This is a genomic window from Desulfobacterales bacterium, from assembly GCA_028704555.1.
Classification (GTDB): domain Bacteria; phylum Desulfobacterota; class Desulfobacteria; order Desulfobacterales; family JAQWFD01; genus JAQWFD01.
On record JAQWFD010000013.1, the window covers coordinates 62,466 to 88,009 of the forward strand.

The window sequence follows — 25,544 nt, forward strand, 5'->3', positions numbered from 1 at the left end:
ATCTCTGATCTCTATCCGCTGTCCTTTTCATTTAATCGTACTGGACCCGTCCAGAATGACTTTATGGAAATTGAAAGACACTTACCAGGTGCCGAACGTGTTTCGGTAGATCTTTTCCTGTTCGTCCAGAATTTCGTTCAGAATTTTCATGCTGACCATGGGATTCATGATGACGCATCGAAGCACTACGATATTTTGCTCCGGATTGTTATTTTGTATCAGCGTGGTTCTGGAAACAAAGCTGTTACCGGTTTCCCGCTGAATGATTTGAATTGCCCGGTTGATTTTGTTGAGTTTTATGTTGATGTTTTTTTTCGTTGCCATGTCGGCGCTGTCAAACTGCCGGCGGATATGGACCGGTACAATTCTGTACGTGAGGATGTTGAGTTCGGGCGGGGTTGTCAATTCGAAATTTTCCCGGCGGTCAATTTCCGCTGCAAGCTGGCGTGCGGTTTCTATCCCGTGTTCGATCAGCAGGCCGTATCCTCTGATACCCATGATTTTCAGCGCGCTGTTGAGAATCAGTGAATTGGCCTCCCGTGATCCGGACAGGGATTTGATACCGAGGTCAACCGATCCGACCCGGTTTACATAGTTGGCATGATAGGCGATGGCATCCGGTTGGGATGGATTTTTGAAATACACCATTCCGCAGGTCATCGGCATATAAAACTGTTTGTGTCCGTCGATGGTGACCGAATCAGCCAGTTCAATCCCTTTCAACAGCGATCTGTATCGGGCCGACATCAGCGTGGGGCCTCCCCAGGCAGCATCCACGTGAAAATGAATCTGCCGCTCGGCACATATCTGCGCCAGGTCGGTGAGGGGGTCGATGGTTCCGGTTTCCGTTGTCCCGGCAATTCCGACAATGGCGATAATTTTTGTTTTTTTTGAATTCGAATCCAATTGGCGCAGGGTGCGCTTCAGACAGTTCAGATCCATTCGGTTGTGGTCATCGAGGTTGATGCTGATGATGTTGTCATTGCCGATTCCCAGAATTCCGCCCGCTTTTTTCAGAGAATAGTGGGCCAGCCTGGAAACGATGATAACACTCCTGTCCACATCGTAGAACTGGTATGCAGCCGCAATCCCTTCGGATTCAATGCCGGTAAACCGCTCTTTGGGGCCAAACAGTGAATTTCTTGCCACCCACATGGCGGTGAGGTTTGCCAGGGTTCCGTCTTCCACAAAACATCCCAGGGTGGTTTGTGCATTCTGGATATGGTAGTCATAAAACTGTTGGCCCTTGTCGTAAATAAGTCTGTGAATTTTCGCCAGTACCTGCTTTTCGACAAGCGAACACACCTTTGACGTTTCGAGTTTGACGACATTCTGGTTCAGCGCGGCGACAATGGTTTTCAGGTGAACCATAAAAAAAGGAATGGCGGAGGTCATATGGCCGACAAAATACGGCGAGGAAACATTCACCGCATGGGGTGCGATATGGTCGATAAGGTCCGTGAGAACGTCCGCGAGCTTTTTTTCAGGGTTTTGATGGATCAGGGAGTCTGAAAATTCGGTCGACAGGGTTTTCAGCCGGACTTCTTCGGTTATGCCGACATGCCTTTGCAAAAAGTCATTCAGGCCGAAGAGAATTTGATTCATATACTTTGTCAGCCGGGGCTCGGCACCATCAATTTCCGGCATATTAAACGTGCGGATAAGCCTGTCCCAGTCCGCAATAAGTGCCTGCCGTTTTTGCGGTAAAGAATGATCTGTCATCGAATGTCGCAAAATCAAATAGGGTTAATATGTATTAAAGCCAGAGAATAATATATTGATTTCGCACCTATTAGCATGACCTGAAATGAATTCCAAGCAAATCTTTTGATTTTATCATCCCGTTGCCGTTGCCTTAGTCTCCGAATTAAATAAAAAGTCGGATCCAAATCAATCTTGACTTTTTATCCATACTCGGATTTATTCACACCACTTGACGGTTTTTGAGACAGCAGGCACATGAACAGGAGGTATCTTTTTTTGGGTAAGGCCGTCAGCTTACCTGCCGGTAACTGGCCGATGGTTGAGCATAGGGGCTTGAAGTCATTTTCTATAGCTGTATTCGGGGTTGTTTTTTCACCATATGCACATAGCTTAAAAGCTAAAAATAAATTGGATGATGAGTCTGAAATGATGCGGTGCAGACAGTTATTTAAAAGGAATCACACCGGTAACCCGGCGGACCCGATCTGCGGGATTCATTTCAGGTACGGTCTTGTCCTGCTGATCGTTTTTGCACATATCGTGGCGATGTGCCTGCCTGAGAATGGGTATGGTTCCGAAGACGGATTTTCCGGGCTTTTTGATGAGAACGGAAAACAGCCGTGGCATATCACCGCTGATGAAATCGATTACGACGAGAAAAGCAGGCTGTACAATGCCAGGGGAAATGTCCGGATCGACAAACCGGGGAAAAGTATTTTTGCAGATCGTATCCGTTTTGATCAGGTTACCATGGAGGCGGTTGCGGACGGGCATGTGAAAATGCGGGTAGGGGAAGATTATCTTTCCGGAGAAAGGCTGGAGATCAACCTGGATGATGAAACCGGGATTTTATATGACGGGGTCGTATTCGTTAAGGAGAATCATTTTTATATCCGGGGAGATTCGATCCGAAAAATCGGGCCCTATGCTTATGAAGCTGAAAAGGCCAGCGTGTCAACCTGCGACGGGGATGTTCCGGATTGGAAAATTACGGGGGAAAATCTGAAAGTAACCCTTGATGGCTACGGGGTTGCCACCCATGCTGCCTTCTGGGCGAAAAAACTGCCGCTGCTCTACAGCCCGTATTTGGTTTTTCCGGTCAAACTCAAACGGCAGACCGGTTTTCTGATGCCTCAGATCGGCTATTCCGACCGCAAAGGCGTAGAGATCAACCAGCCGTTTTACTGGGCCATCAATGAGAGCAGCGACGCCACCTTTTACGAATACTATATGCAGCAACGGGGAAACAAGGCAGGGGTAGAATATCGTTATGTGCTGGATGAACAGTCCAAAGGTGCCCTGTTCGTGGATGTATTAAATGACAGAAAGGTCGATGACGGCTCCGGAGATTCGAGTGCAAACTGGGGCTATGAAAGCGATGACGCGTTGCGGCCCAATTCAGACCGTTACTGGATAAGGATGAAACATGATCAGCCGCTGGCGTATGACCTTTTTGCCAGACTCGATATTGATATTGTCAGCGATCAGGATTATCTTGATGAATTCAAGGAGGGCTACTCCGGTTTTGATGAAACCGCGGCGTATTTCAATGCGCAGTTCGGCAGACAACTCGATGACTATGATGACCCGGTCAGGGTAAACCGGCTCAATATCAGCCGGCTGTGGCCGGTATTTACGTTCAATGCACAAGCCCGCTGGTATGAAGATGCGACAAAATATGACAGCGACCAGTCGGATACCACGCTCCAGCAACTGCCTTCGGTTCAGTTTGATGCATTGAAACAAAGCGTGTCGGGCACCCCGTTTTATTATGATCTGGACAGTGAATATATTTATTACTACAGAGAAGACGGCACACGCGGGCATCGGCTGGATGTGTACCCGAGGCTTTATCGCCCATACCGGTTCAAACAGTGCGTGACGATCGAACCCTCCGTCGGACTTCGGCAGACCCTGTGGTCTGTGGATCAATATGATGATTTCGAAGACGGTCGGGACAGGACGCTTTCCCGCCAGGTGGCGGATGTCGGCCTGGATTTTGCGTCAAGGCTGTTTCATGTATACGAGGTTGACGGGGCGCGGGTGGACCGGATCAAACATGATTTGATTCCAAGAATTGAATATGACTATATCCCGGGCCAGAATCAGGACGAATACCCGATGTTTGATTCGATCGATCGGATCGGTAAAAAAAACCGGATTTCCTATTCGATCACCAATATCATTACATACCGGTCCAGAGTTAAAGCGGCGGCAGGCAATTCATCCCCTGACAGCCGGAATTCGGATGCTGACTATAATTATACCCGGTTCTGCCGGCTCAAGCTCGGGCAGTCTTATGATCTTGAAGAAGCCGAAGAGGATCCAGACCGCATGGAAAATGAACAGTACCGGCAGCCCTTTTCGCCGGTAAAAGCTGAATTGGAACTGGTTCCCTGGTCGTTTATTTCGTTGCAGGCTGATGCCGAATGGGCACCCTATGAAAATGAATTGATATCGAACAATGTGTCGCTGAGCCTGAAGGGCCAACGGGACAATCGGTTGAGCCTGGAATACCGGTATTCCAAGAATACAAGCGAATCGGTTTCCATGGATCTGCGGTTGAAAGTGACAGATGCCCTTGCGGTTTACGCTGATTACGAGTACAACCTGTTTGATACCTTGAAAATCCGGCAGAGCACAGGCTTTCTGTATCAGTCGCAGTGCTGGTCCATCGATGTCTGCTATACGGATGAAGACGATGACCAGGGGATACGGGCTATGGTTTCCTTGTCCGGGTTCTAAGGGCCATGCGGAGCATCTTGTATCCCTGAGGATATCATTTGTCTGCCACGGGCGTGAAAAAAAATATCGGATTTCCGGCCAGGCACTATGCCTATGGACTGAAACAGGCTTTTTTGATACAGTTAAAAAAATTAAATCGATTCGATGCATGAATTGAAGATGAATGTTGTTTTGCCGTCCGGAAGTCGCATGTTCTTGCCTTAGCTGGTTCACGGGAAATCTTCTCAATTTACTCATGAATGACAAACCGGGTGTTGCCTTGACGGTGGCTGGATGTTCCAACCCCACTGGGGATGGCGCTCCACATAGCAGGGTTTCAGGGTTGTAAAGTCCGCAGATCGTCCATCAAGGTTGCTGAGACTTTTTGGGTTTCCGAGGCCCTTACACCGGCGGATTTGATCCGTTCGGTGACAAAGTGAAAAAACAGGATGCCATGCTGATTCGGGACAACGCGGGGTGTTTTAATTTGTTGAGTGCTGATTTTAACATGACCTGGGAACACTGATATGACTGATAAACTGATCCGTTCGTGGTATGTACTGCATACGAAAAGCAGATTCGAAAATGTGGTCCATGAGAGCCTGAGCAGGAAATCACTGGAGGTTTTTCTTCCGAAAATGCTTATCCGAAGCAAGCGCCAGGATCGGAAAAAGATGATTCGGGTCCCCCTGTTTCCGGGGTACGTGTTTGTCAAGACAGATCTGGACCCGAATGAGCACCTGAGGATACTCAAGACAGGTGGCGCCGTCCGATTGATCGGGACGACCCGCGGGCCTGTTCCCGTACCGGATGAAAACATCGAATCTCTCAGAATCATGGTCTCCGGGGAGAATGAAGTGATCACCGGAAGCCGTTACAATCAAGGCGACAAGGTCATGGTCGTTCAGGGGCCGTTTACCGGTGTGATCGGCAGCTTCGAGCGCTACAGCGGCAAGGGACGGGTGATGGTTCACATCGAAGCGCTTGGACAGTTTGCCGCGGTGGATGTCGATGAAGATGATATTGAAATACTGATCAGAATTTTGGTATAACGACTTGACTTCTGATTAAGTTGTGCTATTCAGCATCTGAAATATTTTGTTTTCATTATATTGACAAGGAGTTTTCATGAATAAATTGGAGCTTATTTCAGCGTTGAAAAACGAAGCTGACATCTCAAAAGCCGAGGCAGCTAAAATCGTGCAGATATTTTTTGAAAATATGGCCGATGCCATGGCGATGGGTGAACGGGTTGAAATCCGGGGGTTATGCAGTTTTTTTGTCAAAAAATATAAAAGCTATGTCGGCAGAAATCCAAAAACCGGAGAAAAGGTTGAGATCAAGCCCAAAAAACTGCCGTTTTTCAAGTCCGGAAAAGAGCTTAAAGAACGGGTTGATAGATAAATTTTGCCTGGATTTGAAGATATAACAGGTCAACAGCGTTCCATACAGATGCTAACCACCCTTTTAAAGAAGGGCGGGATTCCTCATGCCCTGCTGTTTACTGGAATTGAGGGCGTGGGCAAGCGGACGGCAGCCACAGCGTTTGCAATGGCCTGTAACTGTACGTCAGCAACCTCTGAGAATGCGTGTTATCCAACCAATCCGTGCGGCAGTTGCAGAGCCTGCAGAAAAATCAGTTCCGGTATCCATCCCGATATCATAGAATTGAAACCGTCAGGGAATTTTATCCGGATTGATCAAATTCGTACATTGTGCCGTACACTTACGATGAAGCCTTACGAGGCAAACGTACGGGTGGTGATTATTTCCGATGCCCAGACCATGAATCCTCAAGCGGCCAATGCCCTTTTAAAGGCTCTTGAGGAACCCCCTGAGCGGACGATATTTATATTGACCGCTATTCAAATATCTGATCTTTTGCCCACAATCGTATCCCGCTGCCAGCACATCCGGTTTGATCCGATTCCCCGGGAGACGCTTGAGTCACTGCTGATGGAACGTACCCGTCTTGATCGGAAAGATGCGGCAATCATTGCGTCCATGGCCGGCGGAAGTTATTCAAGGGCGCTGTCCAGGGCAGAAAAACGCTGGAACAGCCGTCGGATGTGGCTCATTGATGAGATAGAGGCATTGCCGTCCAGGCCGGTAAATCTGCTGATGGCATTTGCTGTAAAGCTGGCTGAGGATAAAGAGAGCCTGTCGGATAGCCTTGAGATCGTAAATTCATGGCTGCGGGATCTGATTGTATGCAGGTATCGTCCCGGGAAAATTGTCAACATCGACATGGGCCAGCGGATTGCCGCCGGTTCCAGGCGGATTGATGAAGCCTCGCTGCTTTCCGGAATCGAGGCGATCGAAACGGCCCGAAAGGATATCCGGGCCAACGCAAATATGCGGCTGACTTTAGACCTTCTGATTATGAGTCTTGCCAGATGCTGCCGTGAAAACGGTAAGACCGCCGGATAAAAAAACAAGGAAAATGGTATCTGCCACAGATGTAACATCGTTACGTTACGCGCCTGTTTTTTTGTATGTTCATTGAATAATGATTAAACATCTTTAAGCGGCCATTTATATAACTGATGAGTAAAGTAGTAGGTATACGATTCAAACCCGCAGGGAAAATATATGATTTTGACTGTGGGGTATTTATATTGAAAAAAGGTGACCGGGTTATTGTTGAAACCGAACAGGGCCTGGGTCTTGGGGTCGTAACGGTTGAGCCGGTGCCGGTTGAGGAGCGTTCATCCGAAAAGCCACTGAAAAAGGTGTTCCGGCTGGCCACCGAAGACGACTGCAAACAGATCGAAGCCAATCGCCAGTTCGAGCAGAAAGCCCAGGAGGTTTGCCAGCAGTGCATCGATGAGCTGGGACTGAAGATGAATCTGTTTTTCGTCGAAAGCAACTTCGATGCAAACAAGCTGACCTTCTTTTATACGTCCGAAGGCCGTGTCGATTTTCGCGAGCTTGTGAAAATGCTGGTCAAACATTTCGGAATACGGATCGAACTGCGCCAGGTCGGGATACGCCATCAGGCGAAGATGTGCGGAGGACTGGGTCGATGCGGACGTCAGATCTGCTGTTCTTTGTTTATGGAAAATTTCGAGCCGGTTTCCATCCGAATGGCCAAGGAGCAGGGATTGTCCTTGAATCCGACCAAAATTTCAGGGGTATGCGGTCGTTTGATGTGCTGCCTGACGTTTGAAGATAAAACATACCGTGATATGAAGAAAAGTCTTCCCAAAATCGGTAAAAAGGTTCTGACACGAGCTGGAGAGGGAAAAATTATCCGGCACGATGTGGTCGGCCAGAAAGTGGTTGTCCAGATCAGTGACGGATCTGAAATGCTGATAGGCATCGATGAAATTCAACTGGACGATAAGGAAATCGAAATTACGGTTGATGACACGACTGTCGGAGAAAATTCCGGCGATAACGATAAAAAATGACGACAAGCAGAACAGCGAACAGGAGAAAACATGCCGAAGCCGTTTTATATTACCACACCGATTTATTATGTGAATGCCAGACCCCATCTGGGGCATGCGTATACAACCATTGTAGCTGATGTTGCCAGCCGTTATCATGCCATGCGAAAGGCGGACACATTCTTTCTTACCGGCACCGATGAACACGGAGACAAGATCGTACGCGCTGCCCGCCAGAAGCAGATCACTCCCCGGCAATATGTGGATCAGATCAGTGCCCTGTTCAAAGCGCTCTGGCCCGAACTCAATATCAACTACGACCAGTTTATCCGGACGACGGATGCTTCACACATAGCGGTGGTGAAGAAAATCCTCCAGAAGATTTATGACCAGGGGGATATCTACTTCAGTGAATATGAAGGCAAATACTGCTTTGGCTGTGAGCGGTTTTACACCGATCGGGAACTGGTGGACGGCAAATGCCCGGATCATGAGACAGCGCCTGAAATCATAAAAGAGTCCAATTATTTTTTTAAAATGAGCCATTACCAGGGTTGGCTGATTGATCATATCAAAACACATCCGGATTTTATCCGACCGGAACGGTACAAAAATGAAGTGCTGGCGTTTTTAAGAGAACCCTTGGAGGATTTATGCATATCCAGACCGAAAACACGTCTGGAGTGGGGGATCACGCTGCCGTTCGATCAAAATTATGTGACCTATGTCTGGTTTGATGCGCTCATCAATTATATCTCTGCCCTGGGATGGCCGGATGGCGAAAAATTTAAAAAGTTCTGGCCGGTTTCACAGCATATCGTTGCAAAGGATATTCTGAAACCTCACGGGATATACTGGCCGATCATGCTCAAAGCCGCCGGTATCCCCGTCTACCAGCATTTGAATGTACACGGATACTGGAACATCGATCAGAGCAAGATGTCCAAAAGTCTTGGAAATGTGGTGGAACCCCTTGAATTGAAAAACGTCTATGGCCTGGATGCCTTCAGGTATTTTCTCATGCGGGATATGACTTTCGGGCTGGATTCCAATTTCAGCGAAGAGGCGCTGGTCCAGCGAATTAATTCGGATCTGGCCAACGATCTGGGGAATCTGTTCTCACGGGTGGTTGCCATGGTCCATAAATATTTCAAAGGCGTGGTTCCCCGCGTGGATCTCCAGGTGGAGAAGGAATTCGAATTGGGGCTCGAGACCCGAGCGCTGAATACTATTTCCGAATTTGAAATGGCGATGGAGGAATTTGCGTTTCATAAGGCGTTGATCGCCATCTGGGAATTGATCAGTCACATGAATAAATACATTGATGTGACGGCACCATGGGAACTGGCTAAAAAGAAAACGAGCGGCAAACAGCTTGAAGCGGTGATCTATAATCTCCTTGAAGGATTGAGGATCATATCCGGTTTGATTTATCCGGTCATGCCCGATACAGCGGTGAAGATGCGAGTCCATCTGGGATTGAATCCGGATGAACCCTTTTATCATCTGGACCGGCTCAGGACCTGGAATACCATCTTGGCGGGCACTGAATTGCCAAAATCCATTGTTCTGTTCCCGAGAGTGGACACGAATAAAGACAAATCCGAAGCGGATCAACTGTCGGCGCCTGAATCTCAACTACCTGAATTCAAACCGGAAATTACCTTCGAGACGCTGGAGAAGATTGACCTGAGAGTCGGGACCGTGGTGCGTGCCGAAGTTGTGCCCAAAGCCAGAAAACTGCTTAAACTGCTGGTGGATTTAGGCCAGCAACGAACCATCGTGGCAGGTATTTCAGGCAGTTATACTCCTGAAGAACTCGAAGGTAAGCAGATCATTGTCGTGGCAAATTTGAAACCGGCAAAACTGATGGGGATTTTGTCCAACGGCATGGTGCTGGCCGCAGTCGATCAGCAGCAGTGCAGTCTGGCCACCGTCGACCGAAACGTAACCCCCGGAACCCCCCTGAAGTAAAACAAGGAGGGCCAAAGAATTATCGGGTATCGGTAATGGCGGGGTCTTTGTACGTTTCAGCCGGCAGCCGTAACTGCATCCGGTTTTTCTGTTCGCTGTCCGCAAAAAGCCATCAGCTCCAAGGCCCGTAACCGGTTCCGTCAACATAACGTTTGAAGCAGATCGTCCAGATGTTTATTAAGCGGCAACATATAAAAGATTCGGTCAAACGGCCTTCATGGAAACAATATCAAAGCAGGCTACGGGACAATGAGATTCGAAAACAGCGGGTCCGGAATATCATTCGATCTATTCCGTTCGTCGCTGTTTTCTTTTTTTCTGTCTGTACGTTGACCTGGCTGGGAAAAACAGCACTTCATTACGTGGCTCAACGCCGGATCGACAAGGCCTCTTGCGTGGTTACCCGTTCCGGTGAACCGGCCGGACCCGTCGAATCGGTCGTGCTGGGGGGTAACAAAGAAGATATCCGGAAGGTCCTTCACGGCAAATCATTGGTCAATCTTCAAAACAGTTCCTTTGACATCGATTATGAGAATAAGGTGCTGCGGGTAGATACGACGCTGGATATGTCGCTGCAGGCGTATCTGATAAAAAAAATGGATCCGTCGACATCCAGATTTATCGCCATCGTGGTATTGGAGCCTTTAACCGGAAGGGTGCTGGCCATGACCGGCCTGGACAAGACAGATGCGTCGAACAACCCCTGTATCAACAACCGATTTCCTGCGGCCAGCCTGTTTAAAATTATTACGGCATCTGCCGCCATTGAAACGTGCGGACTGAAATTAACCTCTCCCCTGACGTATAACGGAGGAAAACATACGCTGTATAAATCCCAGATCAGGGAAAAGATCAGTAAGTATACCAATCGAATTACATTCCAGTCCTCTTTTGCCGAGTCGATCAATCCGGTATTCGGGAAAATTGGCGCCTTGTATCTGGGAAAAACGATTCTGGAGCAATATGCCGTTGCCTTTGGATTTAACCAGCCGATCGGCTTTGAGCTTGAGCTGTTGCCCAGTAAGGTTTTGCTGACTTCAGAGCCCTACCAGTGGGCGGAGGTGGCAAGCGGGTTCAACAATGATACCATTATATCCCCGCTTCATGGTGCGCTGATGGTGTTGCCGGTACTCAATCAGGGGAAACTGTTTGAACCGAGTATTATCGATCGAATTATCGATGAAAATGAGCAGAGCCTCTACAGCAGCAGCCAGCCGGTACTGGTTCATCAGGCCATGACGCCGGAAGCATCGGCTATGGTCAAAGAAATGATGAAAGCCACGGTCCGGTATGGTACCAGTCGAAAAGCATTCAGCGGCTGCCGGAAAGATCGTGTCCTGTCACGACTGGATATCGGCGGGAAAACCGGCTCCATTGATAACAGAACGCATGATGCCAGATATGACTGGTTTGTGGGCTTTGCGGAGGAAAAAACAGGTGAACGGAAAATTGCCGTATCGGTTCTGGTGGCGCATGAAAAGTTTATCGGGAAAAGAGCCGGATATTATGCACGGGTTGCCATGAAAAAATATTTTCAGGAATATTTTGCCGGACAAAGCGCCACTTCGGATCATGATGCCACATGAGCAGGGTCCCTGCGCATCTGGAGAATTACGTGACGATTCGGTTTTCTTACTATAATTATTAATGTTCTGATGCGAATACTTAAGGAGATTGCTATGCCGGGGTTTGAATGGTTTGGTGAAGAAGAGCGAAAAGAAGTGCAGGACGTTTTGGATACAGGCGTTCTGTCCAGATATGGATTTGATCAGGCCCGAAAAGGCCACTGGAAAGCAAAAGCGTTTGAAGCCGAGCTGTCAAAACGAACCGGGGCAGCCTTCAGCCATCTGTGCGGCAGCGGAACCGCCGCGCTGAATATCGCGCTTGCGGCCTGTGGTGTCGGGGCAGGAGATGAGGTCATCGTGCCGCCCTTTACCTTTATTGCCACGATTGAATCGGTCCTGAATGCCGGAGCTGTTCCCGTGTTTGCCGAGATCGACGAAACCCTTTGCCTGAATCCGGAAACACTGGAGAAAGTGATGACGCCGCGGACAAAAGCCGTATTGCCGGTTCATATGTGTGGCACCATGGCCCGGATCGATGAAATCAAAGACGTTTGCAGCCGCAAGAGTCTGGTATTGATTGAAGACGCCTGTCAGAGCCTCGGGGCAACCTTTCATGGCAGGCATGTCGGTACGTTTGGTCTCATGGGCTGTTTTTCATTTGATTCGGTTAAAACCATTACCTGCGGTGAAGGTGGCGGCGTCATTACCAACGATAAGGAGCTGTATAGGTTAGCCGATGCCTTCTCTGATCACGGGCATGATCATATCGGCAATGACCGGGGGCTTGAAAATCATTTTATTCTGGGTGCAAACTACCGAATCTGTGAACTCAATGCCGCCGTAGGCCTTGCCCAGCTGAGAAAACTGGATATTATTCTGAAAAAACAGCGGGAGAATAAAGCCGTTCTTAAAAAGGCCCTGGGTCAGTTTCCCGAAATTTCCTTCCGACAGATTCCGGATGAAAGCGGCGATTCGGCTACCTTTCTGTCTTTTTTCCTGCCCGATGAATCGCGGACAAGGCAAATCGCAACCCGTCTGGGTCAGGCCGGTGTTGACGGCTGCTTTTACTGGTTTGACAATCTCTGGCATTACGTCCGGAAATGGGACCACCTGAAAACGCTGAAGTCGGCAGCCCGTCTTCCGGTTACCGTACTTGAAAATTGCCCGGATTACCGCAGGCTCCAGGTGCCTGAATCCGACCGGATTATGGGCCGGACCCTCTCGATGCAGATCAAGCTGTCATGGACGGCGGAGGAACTGGCACAGCGGATCGATAAGATTACATCGGTTTTTCAGGGGAAATAAGTGCTTTTTTATAAGGAGAATGGATATGTTTCGAAATTTCAAGATGGTGTCAAAGGTGATATTCGGCCGGGGATGTTTTAACCAGCTCGATGATATTTTTTCTGGAAAACGCGTCGGTTCCGATTCGTTCATGGTGTTTCTGGTCGATGATGTGTTTGAAGATAAGCCGTTGAGAGACCGGCTGCCGGTTAAACCACAGGATCTTTTATTGTGGGTCAATGTCGATGATGAGCCAAAAACCGCTTATGTGGATGAATTGACCGCGAAAGTAAAGGCTTTTTCCGGCCAGTTGCCCGCAGGGGTCATCGGAATCGGCGGTGGAAGCACCATGGATCTGTCAAAAGCGGTCTCACTGATGCTGACCAATCCGGGCAGTTCGGCCGACTATCAGGGGTGGGATCTGATCAAAAATCCGGCGGTTTATCATGTGGGGATTCCCACGCTGTCCGGAACCGGTTCCGAGGTTTCCAGAACGACGGTGTTGACTGGCCCTGTGAAGAAACTGGGGATAAATTCGGACTATACTGTATTTGATCAGATCGTTCTGGATCCGGAGCTGATAGCAGGGGTTCCGAAAGCTCAGTGGTTCTATACGGGAATGGACTGCTATATCCACTGCATCGAGTCATTGACCGGGACCTATCTGAATTCGTTCAGCCAGGCGTATGGTCAAAAATCACTGGACCTGTGCCAGGAGGTGTTTCTGTCCGGCGGGCCCGGCAGCGACGACAAGCTCATGATGGCATCGTACTGCGGCGGGATGAGCATTGCGTACTCGCAGGTGGGCGTCTGTCACGCCCTTTCCTACGGTCTTTCCTTTGTCCTGGGGCTTCATCATGGTATCGGAAACAGCGTTGTGTTCGATTATCTGGAAGCGTTTTATCCGGACGGTGTGCGTGAGTTTCGTGAGATGATGAAAAAGCATGATATTCAACTCCCCCGGAATCTGACCGCCGGGCTGCCTGCGGATAAACTGGAGACGATGGTCGATGTGGCGCTTGTGCTTGAACCGTTGTGGGAAAACGCACTGGGCAAAGACTGGAAGCGGGTTATGACGCGTGACAGAATAAAAGATCTGTATTTGAGGATGTAAGAATATATCATCCGGTGGTACCGGGTTGATTTTTTATCGAAAAAGCTGACCCCCCCCGGAGGCTGACCATGTCTGTGTCTGTCTCCGGTGGGGGGTTATCCGATTTCCTCCCGGATGATATCGGCAATCTGTTTGCAACAGGTTTCGGTAATGTTTTCACAAGGGCCTTCCACCATGACGCGGCACAGATTCTGAGTTCCCGAATACCGGACGAGAACGCGTCCCTCATCTCCCAGATCCGATTCGACCTGCCTGATGGCATCGACGACCCGGGGAAGGGATTCAATCTCCGGTTTTGATCCGACCTCGATATTGATCAGGCGCTGAGGGAAAATATCCATTATGGCAGCCAGTTCGGACAGGGGCTTGCCCTCAATCACCATTGCGGCGATCAGTTGAATGGCGGTGAGCAGACCGTCACCGGTCGTGTGATGATCGAGAAAAATCATATGCCCTGACTGTTCCCCGCCGATGATGCCATCCAGTCGCTTCATGTCTTCGAGTACATAGCGGTCCCCGACCCGGGAGGCGTGATGGTCAATTCCCAGGGTCCTGCATGCCACCCTCAGACCGAGATTGCTCATTACCGTGCTGACCAGAAGATTGTTTTTCAGACGTCCCTGATCTTTGAGCATTTTTGCGCAGATGATCATAATCTGATCGCCGGATATTTCCCGCCCCTTTTCATCCACGGCAATCAGCCGGTCCGCGTCTCCGTCAAATGCAAGTCCGATGGCTGCGCCGGTTTCCCGGACCCGGTTTCTCAGGTCCCGGGTGAACTGGGAACCGCACTGGTCATTGATATTCAGGCCATTGGGCGTGTTGTGAATCACGTCCACCTGGGCGCCCAACTCACGGAACAGTTCCGGGGCTACTTTATATGCAGCACCGTTGGCGGCATCCATGACGATTTTCATCCCCTCGATCGACAGCCGGCGGGGGAAGGTGTGTTTTAAAAAAACGATGTATCGGCCCCGGGCATCCTCGATCCGATAGGCGCGGCCTATTTTGTCCGGGGGCGGGACCAGCTCCGGCAGGTTGCCTTGGCGCAGGAATGCTTCGATCGTTTCTTCTTCCGCGTCTGATAATTTGTATCCATTTCCGGAAAATATTTTGATTCCGTTGTCCTGGTAGGGGTTGTGTGAGGCGGAAATGACAATTCCGGCATCAGCCCGCATGCTTTCCGTGATAAAAGCGATTCCTCCGGTTGGCAGTACCCCGACCAGATAGGGATCCCCTCCCATGGACGTTATGCCTGCCTCAAGAGAGCTTTCAATCATATATCCGGAAATCCGTGTGTCTTTTCCGATGATAATCCGGGGACAGTGATTATCCCTCTTCAGGATATGTGTAACCGCCTGCCCGACTGAAAATGCCAGCACGGCATCCATCGGGTATTGGTTGGCTTCTCCCCGGATGCCATCCGTGCCGAATAATTTACCCATGAAAAATTTCTCCTGACGTCTGTCTTGCAGTGGATATGAAACCCCTTGCCGGTGCTCAGCTGAGCAGATTCATCGCCGGGGCGACCGAGGCTGCTTTCCGGCAGATGGTTTCAACAATCTGGTTCAGCCAGTGACTGCCGGATTGTGAAATGTCAGGGGGCAGGCCTTTTATCAGATCCAGATAATCCATCTGGCCGATATGGCTCAGATGAGCGTTTAACCCGGAAAGAAACCGGTCACGATGGCTCGCCGTGCTGTTGACGCACGCATTGTCCCGGAATATCTCGCATATCCGGTGGATATTTTCATGAAATTCACGTTTGATTTCCGCAGAACGGGAGTTGCGTGTATTGACCTCCAGTGAATCCGGCATCTTTTCCGCCATGGAAATAAGCCGTTTTATTCGTTCTGATATGGCAGCAGACAGTTTTTCCGTGGCGCCACAAAAAAGCAGATCGCCGAATTCAAGCCGGCTCATCACGCCTTTACGGACATGAACATACCACTGGGTTAACGCAATCAGGTTCGCGATGTAAATAATATTATTACTGACCATACGGGACAAATCCGGGTAAAGCCTGGGAACAAAATCAATGACCGAGTCGCGATAGGCTTTGCCGAATATCAGTTTGCTGTCTTCAGGGGAATCTTTTCTCATGATGGTACCGGCGCCCACAACATTGCCGAAGCCCAATCGTATCGGCCCCACAATGCCTCCCTGTCCCCCTAAAAAAATCGGGGGTTGATTCAGCATCACGCCTCTGGGGACATCACCAATCAGTGACGGGGTGGTTTTGTCACTTTCCGGGGTATAGTTAAAATGGATGTAGGAACTTCCGACTTCACTGTGGTTGCTCCGGCTGGTTCCTCCGGACATCAGGCAGTCGCAGAAATTGATCAGGCTGCCAAGTGTGACATAGGGAAATAAAATCGTCTGCTTGAGGCCAACGGTGTGAGCCGTATTCGCCTGTTCTTCCAGAATACATCCTTCCCGGACGTGAGCCCCTGTATTCATGCTTGCTTTTTCAAGGAAAACGGATTGGTTGAAATACCCGCCTTTGAGCTCTACCCCGGCGCCAATCTGACAGTCTTCAATGGTTGCGGGCGCTTCTCTGCCGATCTTGGTGTCTGAAGAGATAACCGTTTTGCTGCCATAAATCCGGCATCCGGGATAAATTTTAACGCCCCTGCCGGAGATGTTCTCCACATGGACCTCATCGCCGATATCGAGAGTAAACGGATTGGGTATTGATACGCCTTTTTCGATTAAATGTCGGATTTTATCGTAACATTTGAGTGTCAGGTCCAATGGCTTGTTCCTTTGAAAGAAAAATATCGGCAGTAATCCCGAATATCAGAAAATGGTTAGTTGCCAGTATGTGACATAAAGACCGATGATGAGTGCTTTAACAATGCCGTACTGTGTCGGGGATCCGGATGCCCGCCGGGCTGAATTGACAAATTCCCGCATCGATCTGGAACAACGGCAAAATGCCCGGATCAATATGACCTTATGCCTGCTTCTGCCGAAGGCTGAAGTAACGTTAAGTAAAGATCGTTTTGACTTGGTATTTCCCGGTCCATTATGAGGCATAGCGAATCCGGGATAATTATATTCTGTCATTATTAATAAGGAGGTGTGAAATTGTCAATTATATTCCGGGAATGCCGATACGTTTTTATCGGGTTGGGTTCTAACTTCGGCCGGATTTATTTTTACAGCGTTGCATCCCGTTTTCGTTGTTTTCGCGAAAGCGGGAATCTAAAGGCCTGCCGAAATGGATATCCGCGCGGGGATGACGCGATGGCCGATGATAGAACCAACCCTTTTTTATTTGACTGCCAGCCGTCGGGCTTCGTGAGGCAGACGTCAGATAGCGGGCACCGCCTTTTTCCATTTTCAGCTTTTGCAGTCAGATAACGTTCCTTTTTCTATAGCGTATCCTTCGCGGTTCGGAAAATCTTTTTACGAAGTTGTCATTATTTGCCGCAACATTTTTTGAATTTTTTACCGCTTCCGCACGGGCAGGGATCATTTCGTCCGATTTTCGGGTTTTTTCGAATATATGTTTCCGGCTTTGGCGCGTTGCCGTCGTAAAAATACCATGTGTCATCGATTTTTTTAAAGTCGGCAATTTCATGGTGGTTTGTTCTGACGGATTTCTGGGTATATTCCGCGATAAATTCCACCCGGCCTTCGGTGTCCTGAGGCCCTCCGCCGGTCGTGCTGATAATTTGGAGCCCGTGCCAGTCGGACTGTTGCGCCCACTCGAGAATGCTTTTTTCATCATGCTGGGATCGCATATCCGGATGAACGGTCTGCAATATATAGGTTGCTTTCGCTTTTGTATAAGCGGTATATCTTGAGCGTAAAAGGGCTTCAGCCGTTTGCGCTGATCGGTCGCCTTCGATCAATGGCATACAGCAGTCTTCATAGAAAAGATCTGATCCGCAAGGACATTTATCCATGTTACCTCCTGAAGGATGAATATAATACTGACAATATTTTCAGTATGTTAATAATGAAAAAGGCCGGCTGAAGTCAAGCCAAAAAGATGAAGCCGCTTAACGGGTTGGATCGGGCCGTCCGGATGCTGTCGATTCTCTCAGTTCATCACGGGAACCAAGCGATTTGCTAAAGGGGATCGATATCATGGAATTAACCCGAAAGTACAGCAAATGTCATATTAAATGGCGGGAAACTTGTCTGGATCAATATATAAAAAAATTGGGATTGCCTCTCTGATCATGATGGCATCCATTTTTCTGAGCCGGCTGACGGGGCTGGCCAGGGAAATGGTGATCGCGTATATCGGCGGGGCAGGGGCGGATGTAGATGCCTATCAGATTGCGTTTGTCATTCCGGAAATCCTGAATCATGTCGTGGCAAGCGGGTTTTTGTCCGTAACCTTTATTCCCATATTTACCGCCTACCTGGTTCGGGATAAAGAAGATGACGGATGGGCGGTATTTTCAACCGTATTAAACAGCGTTGGAATCATACTGGGGGTGATGATCCTGGCCGCTTTCATGCTTGCGCCCCGGCTCATTCAGGTGCTGGCGCCGGGGGTTCAGAATCCTGAACTGGCCGCGCGGGCGGTAAGAATGACCCGGATTATCCTGCCTGCCCAGTTGCTTTTTTTTGCCGGCGGGATGTTGATGGCGGTCCAGTTTGCCAGGGAAAGATTTTTTTTTCCGGCGCTGGCGCCGTTAGTCTATAACCTCGGAATTATTTCCGGCGGGCTTATCCTGGGGCCCTGGCTCGGCATGGAAGCATTTTCCTGGGGAGTGTTGTGCGGTGCGTTTGTCGGTAATTTTCTTCTTCAGTACTGGGGCGCCCGGAAAGCGGGGATGAAATGGCGTATGCGAGTCAATCTGAAACATCCGGATCTGAAAAAATACATATGCCTGACCCTGCCGCTGATCATCGGGTTGACCATGACCTTTTCAACTGAGATTTTTTTAAAATATTTTGGTTCGTTTCTGCCCGAAGGCGGTATTTCCGCCTTGAATTATGCCTTTCGGATGATGCTGATGCTCGTGGGACTGTTCGGACAGGCCGTAGGTGTGGCGTCATTTCCCTTTCTGGCGCGTCTGGCGGCTGAAAAAAACTTTGAGCAGATGAACCGCCTTCTCGATCATTCTCTGAGATATCTGTCACTGGTGATCCCTTTATCGGTGCTGCTCATGGTATTGCGGCATGAAGTGGTCATGATTATTTTTCAGCGCGGCCGTTTTGATGCCGCAGCGACCGAGCTGACCGCACGGGCACTGTTGTTTCTGCTCGTCGGCTCATTCGGTTTTGCCGCCCAGACAATCGTAGTCAGAGGCTACTATGCCATTCAAAATACGCTGCTCCCCGCTATATTCGGGACACTGGCAGTTGTGATGAGCCTTCCGCTGTACTGGTACGGGCTCAGGATAGCCGGCATATCGGGCGTCGCGCTGGCCGTAACGTTGTCGGCGGTTCTGCAGGTGCTGGTGTTGTATGGGGTATGGAACAAAAAAAGCCACAATCGCGGAAGCCGTTCCGTATATGCGCTTTATGGGCGGATGCTGTTGATCAGCGCAGGCATTGGATTCATGCTGGAAGCGTTTAAGACAATCCTGTACCGTCACGTATCGGATGGGTCGACGATTACCGGAAGCCTTATCGTTATCGCTGTTGTAACCGCTGCGTTTTTCGTCATGCTGGCCGTAGCCGGATATCTGTTCCGGGTAGCGGAGGTAGAGGCCATGGCGTTGAAACTGGTCAATCGGATGACAGGACGGAGGACGGAAGTCAGAGGCCAGAAGAACAAATAAAAAAAGATCCGCGTAAATCCGCGGCAAAATATTTTTCACCCACGACCCACGACCCACGACCCACGACTCAAGACCCAATACCCAATACCCAATACCCAATACCCAATACCCAATACCCAATACTCCCGACTTTTGACTCCCGACTCCCGACTCCCCCTCACTCGTATATTTTATTAAAATTTTCGATCGTCTGCTGAATTTCATTGGCAGGAACTGTTTCCGGCTGTGTGAGGACGGGTTGTTCAGAAGGCTGGTATCGGGATTTTAACTGGTTGATGTCAAAGGTATCATCCGGAAAAACCGGGTTGACCTCGATACGCTTCACATTCACCTTGCGGATTAACCGGCCGCTGATAAAAAAATCGGTGATCATCGGATACCAGATTTTACCGGTTTTTTGCCATTGGCGATATCGGATTTCCAGACCATCGGCAGCGCTGGTTTCTTTTGAATGTTTCAGCAGCCATCGAAAGGGCCGGAAGGAGGTTTTGTCGATCCATATCTGTGATTCCGACACATCCGGATACCGGGCACCAATCACGTATGCGACATCGTTCTGAAATTTACCCAGACTTGAAATCGATACATCGATTCCAAGACGGGCGAGCCGTTTTCCGAAATCATGACCGCCAGGGCACAGGATTACATCCTTATATGCGTTAAAGCGCGTTTCAGTTTCAGGTGAAATCTGCTCATCCATGATGGTAATCGTGTCCCCGGCGGACATCACATGGATTCGTCTGGCATTGTCGGATACGATGTCTGAACGGAAGCGGTCCGGAAAATTATATCGCAGCGTTTCATTGAATTCAATCGTGCGGGATTCCTGCTGCGGATCGAACAGCTGAAGGCTTTGGAATACGATCAGGCGTTTTGCAGATCCCATGTTTTTTGTCATCAGTTCAAGAACCTGGGGCCCTTGAAGTACATACGCATTCGAGACCCCGCACCATACGGATACGGCAAGGATGATACAGGCGATCATCCGAACCGTTCGGTTTGCATATTCAGACATAGGTTGCCCTGCAAAAATAAGCACGTGAAAACCGGGCGCCATCTCGTGTCGCCGGATTTTCACGTGCCAGGTTGCTGTTGCACTGATGGTGCAGCCTCAGGGCTCAAAAAACTGACGCTGCATGAGATGGACATAACGGTACGTTAAAATAACAGACCGTATTTTTTACATGTTGATCATAAAAATATTATTTGAAAATTTTGCTGATTCTCCGAGTTCTTCCTCGATACGGAGCAGCTGATTATACTTGGCGATCCGATCCGATCGGGATACGGAACCGGTTTTGATCTGGCCGCCGTTTATTCCGACTGCAAGATCGGCAATAAAGGTGTCTTCGGTTTCGCCGGATCGGTGAGAAATGACGGTCGTATAGCCGGACCGTTTAGCTATTTCGATAGCCTCGAGCGTTTCGGTTACGGTACCGATCTGGTTCAGCTTTATCAGGATGGAATTGGCAATGCCCTGTTCGATTCCTTTCTGGAAAATAGCCGGATTGGTAACAAATACATCATCACCTACCAGCTGAACGCTACAGCCCAGACGATCGGTCATCAGTTCCCAGTTGTCCCAGTCCTGTTCGGCAAGGCCATCTTCTATGGACAGAATCGGGTATTTATCGATTAATTCTTCATAAAAGTCGATCAGCTGCTCGCCGGTAATGGATTTATTTTCGGATTTCAGCACATACTGACCGTTTTCAAAAAACTCGCTGGCAGCGCAATCCAGGGCCAGTCCGATGTCCTTACCCGGTACGTATCCGGCAGATTCGATGGCGCTTATAATCAGCTGGATCGCTGTTTCGTTGGCTTCAAGATCCGGCGCGAAACCGCCCTCATCGCCCACCCCGGTGCTCAACCCCTTGCCTTTGAGAATTTTTTGAAGGCTGTGAAAGGTTTCCGCTCCCATTTGAAGGGCTTGACTGAAACTGGCGGCCCCGAACGGTATAATCATAAATTCCTGGATATCGAGATTGTTGCCGGCATGGGCCCCCCCATTCAGGATGTTCATCATGGGCATGGGCAGGTATCGGGCGTTAATCCCGCCAAGGTAGCGATACAGTGGCAGCTCCAGCGCGGAGGATGCCGCCCTGGCCGCTGACATGGATACACCGAGAATGGCATTGGCCCCCATTTTGGATTTGTTGGCCGTACCGTCAAGATCGATCATAAACTGATCGAGTGATAACTGGTCGGTGGCATCCATGCCGCAGATGGCCGGGCCGATCTCGTGATTGACATTTTCTACTGCTTTGATTACGCCTTTTCCATTAAAGCGTTTTGCATCCGAATCGCGTAATTCCAGCGCTTCCCTGATTCCGGTTGACGCGCCGGATGGAACAGCTGCCCGGCCCGTGATTCCGGAAGCTAACGTTACATCAACCTCAACCGTAGGATTGCCCCTGGAGTCTAATATTTCTCTTGCTTTAACATCAATGATTTCAGTCATAAAAGCCCCCTTGTTAGAATAATGGATATGGTTTGTAATTCAGAGTCGTCAACTTGACAAAATTATAAGAATAGTTACTCTTGTTGATCTTGCATGTCAAGGAATGTACTTAGAATGTGCTTAAATTGTGCTTAAATACATGGGTTTCGGCTATCGGGCATCGGTAAGAAATGCTTCCAGCAAAAGGCAGGTATCAATGAGCCGAAATGCGTTTCAATGGCATTGGGATCGCGGTATCGATTTCTGTAGCGCTGTCATATATAAAAAGGAATGGTTATGAACGGTCATGATCTTTACTCCAGTGCACACCTGGTGGTTGCGGCAATTCGGATTATAGAGCATCAAACCAATGCGCCCCCCACAGTTGAAGATGTCGGAAATATGTTGTCATTTTCACTGGAGCAGGCCAGTTTTGTGTGCCATAAGCTTCATGAAATGGGCATTATCGAAGCTGTCGAAGGCGCTTATGATGTCAGACTCTATATCGTCGATCATCTGAAAATTGAAAAAATTCCCCAATGCGGCGCCGGGACCAATCTGGAAAAAGAGGTCAAAAAGTTTAAAGATTCAAGAAAAGATTATACCGAAAAAATTAAAACGATTCAGGCTCAGCAGGAGGAAAAGAAAAAAAATCTGTTTTCGGAACTGGAAAAACAGCTTAAAAAAGGATTAGATAAAAAATAGAGCCGGTTCCGGTTTTCAGGATCAGGGCAACCCCCCGGTCGCCGAAGAAAAAAGCAGCCGCCATAAATCCGTTTCAGCCATTGGCTGCCGGGCGAGGGTCTCGGCAGGAATAAATTGCACTGTCTTCCATGTTGTATCAAAGAGCACATACAACAAGTGATGCCAGATGACTGATATGACCATGAAACCCCAAAAAACAGATTGAGTCTGTTTCTTATCGTATTTGCGGTGATTTTACCGTACCAGCTGGTTCATTTCAAAAATTGGCAGGCAGATGGAAAGAACAATAAAACCGACAACGATCCCCATGATCAGAATCATGATCGGTTCCAGCATTGATGTCAGGCCTATGATAACCGATTCGGCTTCTTTTTCGTATACGTCGGCAATTTTGCTCAGCATGGGTTCGAGTTCACCGCTTTGTTCGCCAACCAAAATCATTTGAATGGAGAGATTGGGAAACAGCTTGGTTTCCGAAAGGGATACGCCCAGTCCCTGACCCTTTTCCACTTGTGCTGCGGCTTCTTCGATTGAATTTGAAATAAGAATGTTGCCCGTAATATTCTTGACAATCTCCAGGGCCGTCAGCATGGATACCCCGTTTTCAAGGAGAGATCCGAGGGTTCTGGCAAATCTGGCGATGGCCAGTTTGCGAAGCAGCATCCCGAGGACGGGCATCGACAGCAATGCCCTGTCATAAGCATATCCTCCTTTTTTGGTTTTTTTGATTTTCCTTAGGATGATGATAAAAACGGCAATGATACCGAGCAGTAACCACCAGTAGGATTTAAACCCGTCGCTGATGCGGATGAGCAGCAGGGTGGGGACCGGCAGGGTCTGGTTCATATCGTAAAAAATTGAAGTGATGCTGGGTACAATAAACGTAAGCAATAAAAACAGTACGACAGCGCCGATAAGGGACATCAATATCGGATAGGCAAGGGCCGCCCGAATGCGTGTCTTCAGGGACTGTTGTTTTTCGATGATGTCCGCCAAGCGATCCAGAACGATTTCGAGTGTGCCGGATGTCTCTCCAGCGCGCACCATGTTGATGTAAAGGGATGAAAATGTGCCCGGATATATCTCCAGCGCATTGGCAAAACTGTTGCCTTCAACGATGGAATTTTTGATTCCGGCCAGCAGTTTTTTGAACGATGGTGATTTTGTTTGCGGAATCAGCGTGTCTAAAGCCGAAACAAGCGGAAACCCGGCGCCGGTTAATATCGCCAGCTGGCTTGTCATCATCGATATTTCAGCGGCCTTGATGCGGGATGACGGCCGGAAGATTGAGAGTCGTTTCGGCTCCTTTTTTGAAGTTGTTTCAAAAGTTTCCTGGATCGATACCGGAAAAAAATTTGATGCACGAAGCTTCTGGCGTGCGGCCATGGCGCTTTCGGCATCAATGATTCCGGAGATATTTTTCCCCTTTACATTCAGTGCTGTATATTCGTATACCGGCATAAGAAGCCTTCAGCTTATAATGCGAAGTTGTTTTTGAGCAAGCCCTGAGAGACTGCTCCGTAAATGAATCCTCCCCCATCCGCTGTGTCCTCGGCGGTGAATTTCCTCCGTTTCGAATATAAATCGATTGGAATTCTGGGAAATGGTCAGGTTCGTGTAAATACAGAAGTGTTATTTTCGAACGGACTGTACTCCGGCTAACAGTTTGTTATTGAAATAATTTATAAATAATTTCATGTTTTTTTTTCGAAGTCAACATGCAACATTAGAGTTTGATCATAACTGCGGCCATAACGTCGTGAGGACCGTCCCGGCCGTTGCCGGCTTCTCCAGCACGATACGGGGGGGATGCCGGTGCCATGAAACTAAAGCGCAAAAACTCGTCAAGCCTCAAACAGTTTGCGCTTCTTAACGCTTCATGGCTCCGGCATCTTTTCCCCCGATCGTGAAATATCGGACGCCGGCAACGGCCGGGACTTCAAAACTGCACGTAGGAGAATATGGCCGCAGTTATGATCAAGCCCCAAGATTATGATCATGGACAATCTGTCGTTTTTTTGAAACTGCCTCAGCCATGAGGTCTGAAAGCATAAACGCATGTGGAATGTGACCGGGAGGTCCGGGTAATAAAGATATTTATTTTTGATTTCGGAAATGCTATTGCTTCTCAGTGGCGTCCGGTTAGGTTTTTGCATATAACGTGCTAAAAAAATTATCATCTAAATCAATTTTTTTCTTGACATACAGGGTAAAAAAATTGCGCTTCCTTGTTATAATAAATAACAATAACAAGGAGATACAAACATTTTACACCCAATCGAAATACCCAAGAAAAAAATTGATTCTAAAACTTTTTATTCGTTTGCTTTGCCGATGCTCAAAGTATTACCTGATGCTCCAGAACTTTTATCCAAAGGAGATCGACCGCTAAAAATGACCTTCGAAAATCAGTTGAAAGCTATTATATATTTCCATTTACAGGAGCATCAATCTGGGCGTCATCTAATCCAGGACTTTGCTGAAGATGAATTTGAAAAACAACACATTGCCCCTAAAAATGGTATCGGTAAAAGCAGCTTTTTTGAAACTTTAAGCTCTCGCGGTCTTGAACAGCTACAATTTGTTGTTTGAACAACTCTATAAACAAGCCCATGGTGTTTTGCCTAAAAACTTTGAAGATCTTGGTGATCTTGTCGACATAGATGGTTCATTAATTGATGCCGTTTTGTCCATGTATTGGGCCGATTACCGAAAAGGCTCCAAAAAAGCCAAAGGATATTTTGGGTTTGATATCAATCGAGGCGTTCCTAACCCAAGTTCGCCAAAATTGATGGCGTAGAGGATGAAATTTGGCCAAATTGAGCCATATGAGTCATCTAACTATCTGATATTTTTAGATCAGAATTTTTTGAAAGTCAATGTAGTGACCCA

General features: G+C 48.5%; 18 protein-coding genes and 1 pseudogene. 12 read left to right on the forward strand and 7 right to left on the reverse strand.

Annotated features, from left to right (window positions below; all coding sequences use genetic code 11):
• Positions 1-81: 81 nt before the first annotated feature.
• Positions 82-1,722, reverse strand: coding sequence for a putative pyridoxal-dependent aspartate 1-decarboxylase (panP, locus tag PHQ97_06805; GenBank protein ID MDD4392444.1), 1,641 nt, complete (start codon positions 1,720-1,722; stop codon positions 82-84).
• A gap of 408 nt (positions 1,723-2,130) precedes the next feature.
• On the opposite strand from panP, the gene lptD reads away from it, so the two are divergent.
• The 9 genes from lptD (at position 2,131) to PHQ97_06850 (ending at position 13,757) form a co-directional block, all read left to right on the forward strand.
• Positions 2,131-4,449 carry an LPS assembly protein LptD gene (gene lptD / locus PHQ97_06810; GenBank protein ID MDD4392445.1) on the forward strand — a complete coding sequence of 773 codons (2,319 nt, stop codon included), beginning with the start codon at positions 2,131-2,133 and terminating at the stop codon, positions 4,447-4,449.
• A gap of 506 nt (positions 4,450-4,955) precedes the next feature.
• Positions 4,956-5,480 (forward strand): UpxY family transcription antiterminator, encoded by a 525-nt coding sequence (locus PHQ97_06815; protein MDD4392446.1) that lies wholly within the window; start codon positions 4,956-4,958, stop codon positions 5,478-5,480.
• A 76-nt stretch (positions 5,481-5,556) separates the two neighbouring features.
• Positions 5,557-5,832 carry an integration host factor subunit beta gene (locus PHQ97_06820; GenBank protein ID MDD4392447.1) on the forward strand — a complete coding sequence of 92 codons (276 nt, stop codon included), beginning with the start codon at positions 5,557-5,559 and terminating at the stop codon, positions 5,830-5,832.
• Positions 5,833-5,835: 3 nt separating this feature from the next.
• Positions 5,836-6,858 carry a DNA polymerase III subunit delta' gene (gene holB / locus PHQ97_06825; protein ID MDD4392448.1) on the forward strand — a complete coding sequence of 341 codons (1,023 nt, stop codon included), beginning with the start codon at positions 5,836-5,838 and terminating at the stop codon, positions 6,856-6,858.
• Positions 6,859-6,974: 116 nt separating this feature from the next.
• Positions 6,975-7,841 carry a regulatory iron-sulfur-containing complex subunit RicT gene (ricT, locus tag PHQ97_06830; GenBank protein ID MDD4392449.1) on the forward strand — a complete coding sequence of 289 codons (867 nt, stop codon included), beginning with the start codon at positions 6,975-6,977 and terminating at the stop codon, positions 7,839-7,841.
• A 30-nt stretch (positions 7,842-7,871) separates the two neighbouring features.
• Positions 7,872-9,794, forward strand: a complete 1,923-nt coding sequence (gene metG, locus PHQ97_06835) for a methionine--tRNA ligase (GenBank protein MDD4392450.1) — start codon at positions 7,872-7,874, stop codon at positions 9,792-9,794.
• A gap of 170 nt (positions 9,795-9,964) precedes the next feature.
• Entirely contained in the window at positions 9,965-11,380 is a 1,416-nt protein-coding gene (locus PHQ97_06840; GenBank protein ID MDD4392451.1) for a penicillin-binding transpeptidase domain-containing protein, read from the forward strand.
• Positions 11,381-11,473: 93 nt separating this feature from the next.
• Positions 11,474-12,664 carry a DegT/DnrJ/EryC1/StrS family aminotransferase gene (locus PHQ97_06845; GenBank protein MDD4392452.1) on the forward strand — a complete coding sequence of 397 codons (1,191 nt, stop codon included), beginning with the start codon at positions 11,474-11,476 and terminating at the stop codon, positions 12,662-12,664.
• Positions 12,665-12,689: 25 nt separating this feature from the next.
• Positions 12,690-13,757 (forward strand): iron-containing alcohol dehydrogenase family protein, encoded by a 1,068-nt coding sequence (locus PHQ97_06850; protein ID MDD4392453.1) that lies wholly within the window; start codon positions 12,690-12,692, stop codon positions 13,755-13,757.
• 95 nt (positions 13,758-13,852) lie between these two features.
• Here PHQ97_06850 and glmM read toward each other — a convergent pair whose 3' ends face one another.
• The 3 genes from glmM to PHQ97_06865 form a co-directional block, all read right to left on the reverse strand.
• Complete coding sequence (gene glmM, locus PHQ97_06855; protein ID MDD4392454.1) at positions 13,853-15,202, reverse strand: phosphoglucosamine mutase; 1,350 nt, start codon at positions 15,200-15,202, stop codon at positions 13,853-13,855.
• A 55-nt stretch (positions 15,203-15,257) separates the two neighbouring features.
• Entirely contained in the window at positions 15,258-16,511 is a 1,254-nt protein-coding gene (locus tag PHQ97_06860) for a protein GlmU (GenBank protein MDD4392455.1), read from the reverse strand.
• 671 nt (positions 16,512-17,182) lie between these two features.
• On the reverse strand, positions 17,183-17,671 hold the full coding sequence (locus PHQ97_06865; protein ID MDD4392456.1) for a YchJ family protein: 489 nt from the start codon (positions 17,669-17,671) through the stop codon (positions 17,183-17,185).
• A gap of 234 nt (positions 17,672-17,905) precedes the next feature.
• Here PHQ97_06865 and murJ point away from each other — a divergent pair, with 234 nt between their 5' ends.
• The gene (murJ, locus tag PHQ97_06870; protein ID MDD4392457.1) at positions 17,906-19,507 is read left to right on the forward strand and encodes a murein biosynthesis integral membrane protein MurJ; all 1,602 of its coding nucleotides are present in this window, start codon (positions 17,906-17,908) and stop codon (positions 19,505-19,507) included.
• A gap of 157 nt (positions 19,508-19,664) precedes the next feature.
• On the opposite strand, the gene PHQ97_06875 is transcribed toward murJ, so the two are convergent.
• Together PHQ97_06875 and eno are read right to left on the reverse strand one after the other, a co-directional pair.
• Positions 19,665-20,522, reverse strand: coding sequence for a hypothetical protein (locus tag PHQ97_06875; GenBank protein ID MDD4392458.1), 858 nt, complete (start codon positions 20,520-20,522; stop codon positions 19,665-19,667).
• A gap of 165 nt (positions 20,523-20,687) precedes the next feature.
• A complete protein-coding gene (gene eno / locus PHQ97_06880; protein ID MDD4392459.1) occupies positions 20,688-21,968 on the reverse strand; it encodes a phosphopyruvate hydratase in 1,281 nt (426 codons plus the stop codon).
• 276 nt (positions 21,969-22,244) lie between these two features.
• On the opposite strand from eno, the gene PHQ97_06885 reads away from it, so the two are divergent.
• A complete protein-coding gene (locus tag PHQ97_06885) occupies positions 22,245-22,652 on the forward strand; it encodes a hypothetical protein (protein ID MDD4392460.1) in 408 nt (135 codons plus the stop codon).
• Positions 22,653-22,886: 234 nt separating this feature from the next.
• Here PHQ97_06885 and gspF read toward each other — a convergent pair whose 3' ends face one another.
• Positions 22,887-24,113, reverse strand: coding sequence for a type II secretion system inner membrane protein GspF (gene gspF, locus PHQ97_06890; GenBank protein ID MDD4392461.1), 1,227 nt, complete (start codon positions 24,111-24,113; stop codon positions 22,887-22,889).
• Positions 24,114-25,013: 900 nt separating this feature from the next.
• Here gspF and PHQ97_06895 point away from each other — a divergent pair.
• A pseudogene (locus tag PHQ97_06895) lies at positions 25,014-25,422 on the forward strand (IS4 family transposase).
• Positions 25,423-25,544 lie beyond the last annotated feature (122 nt).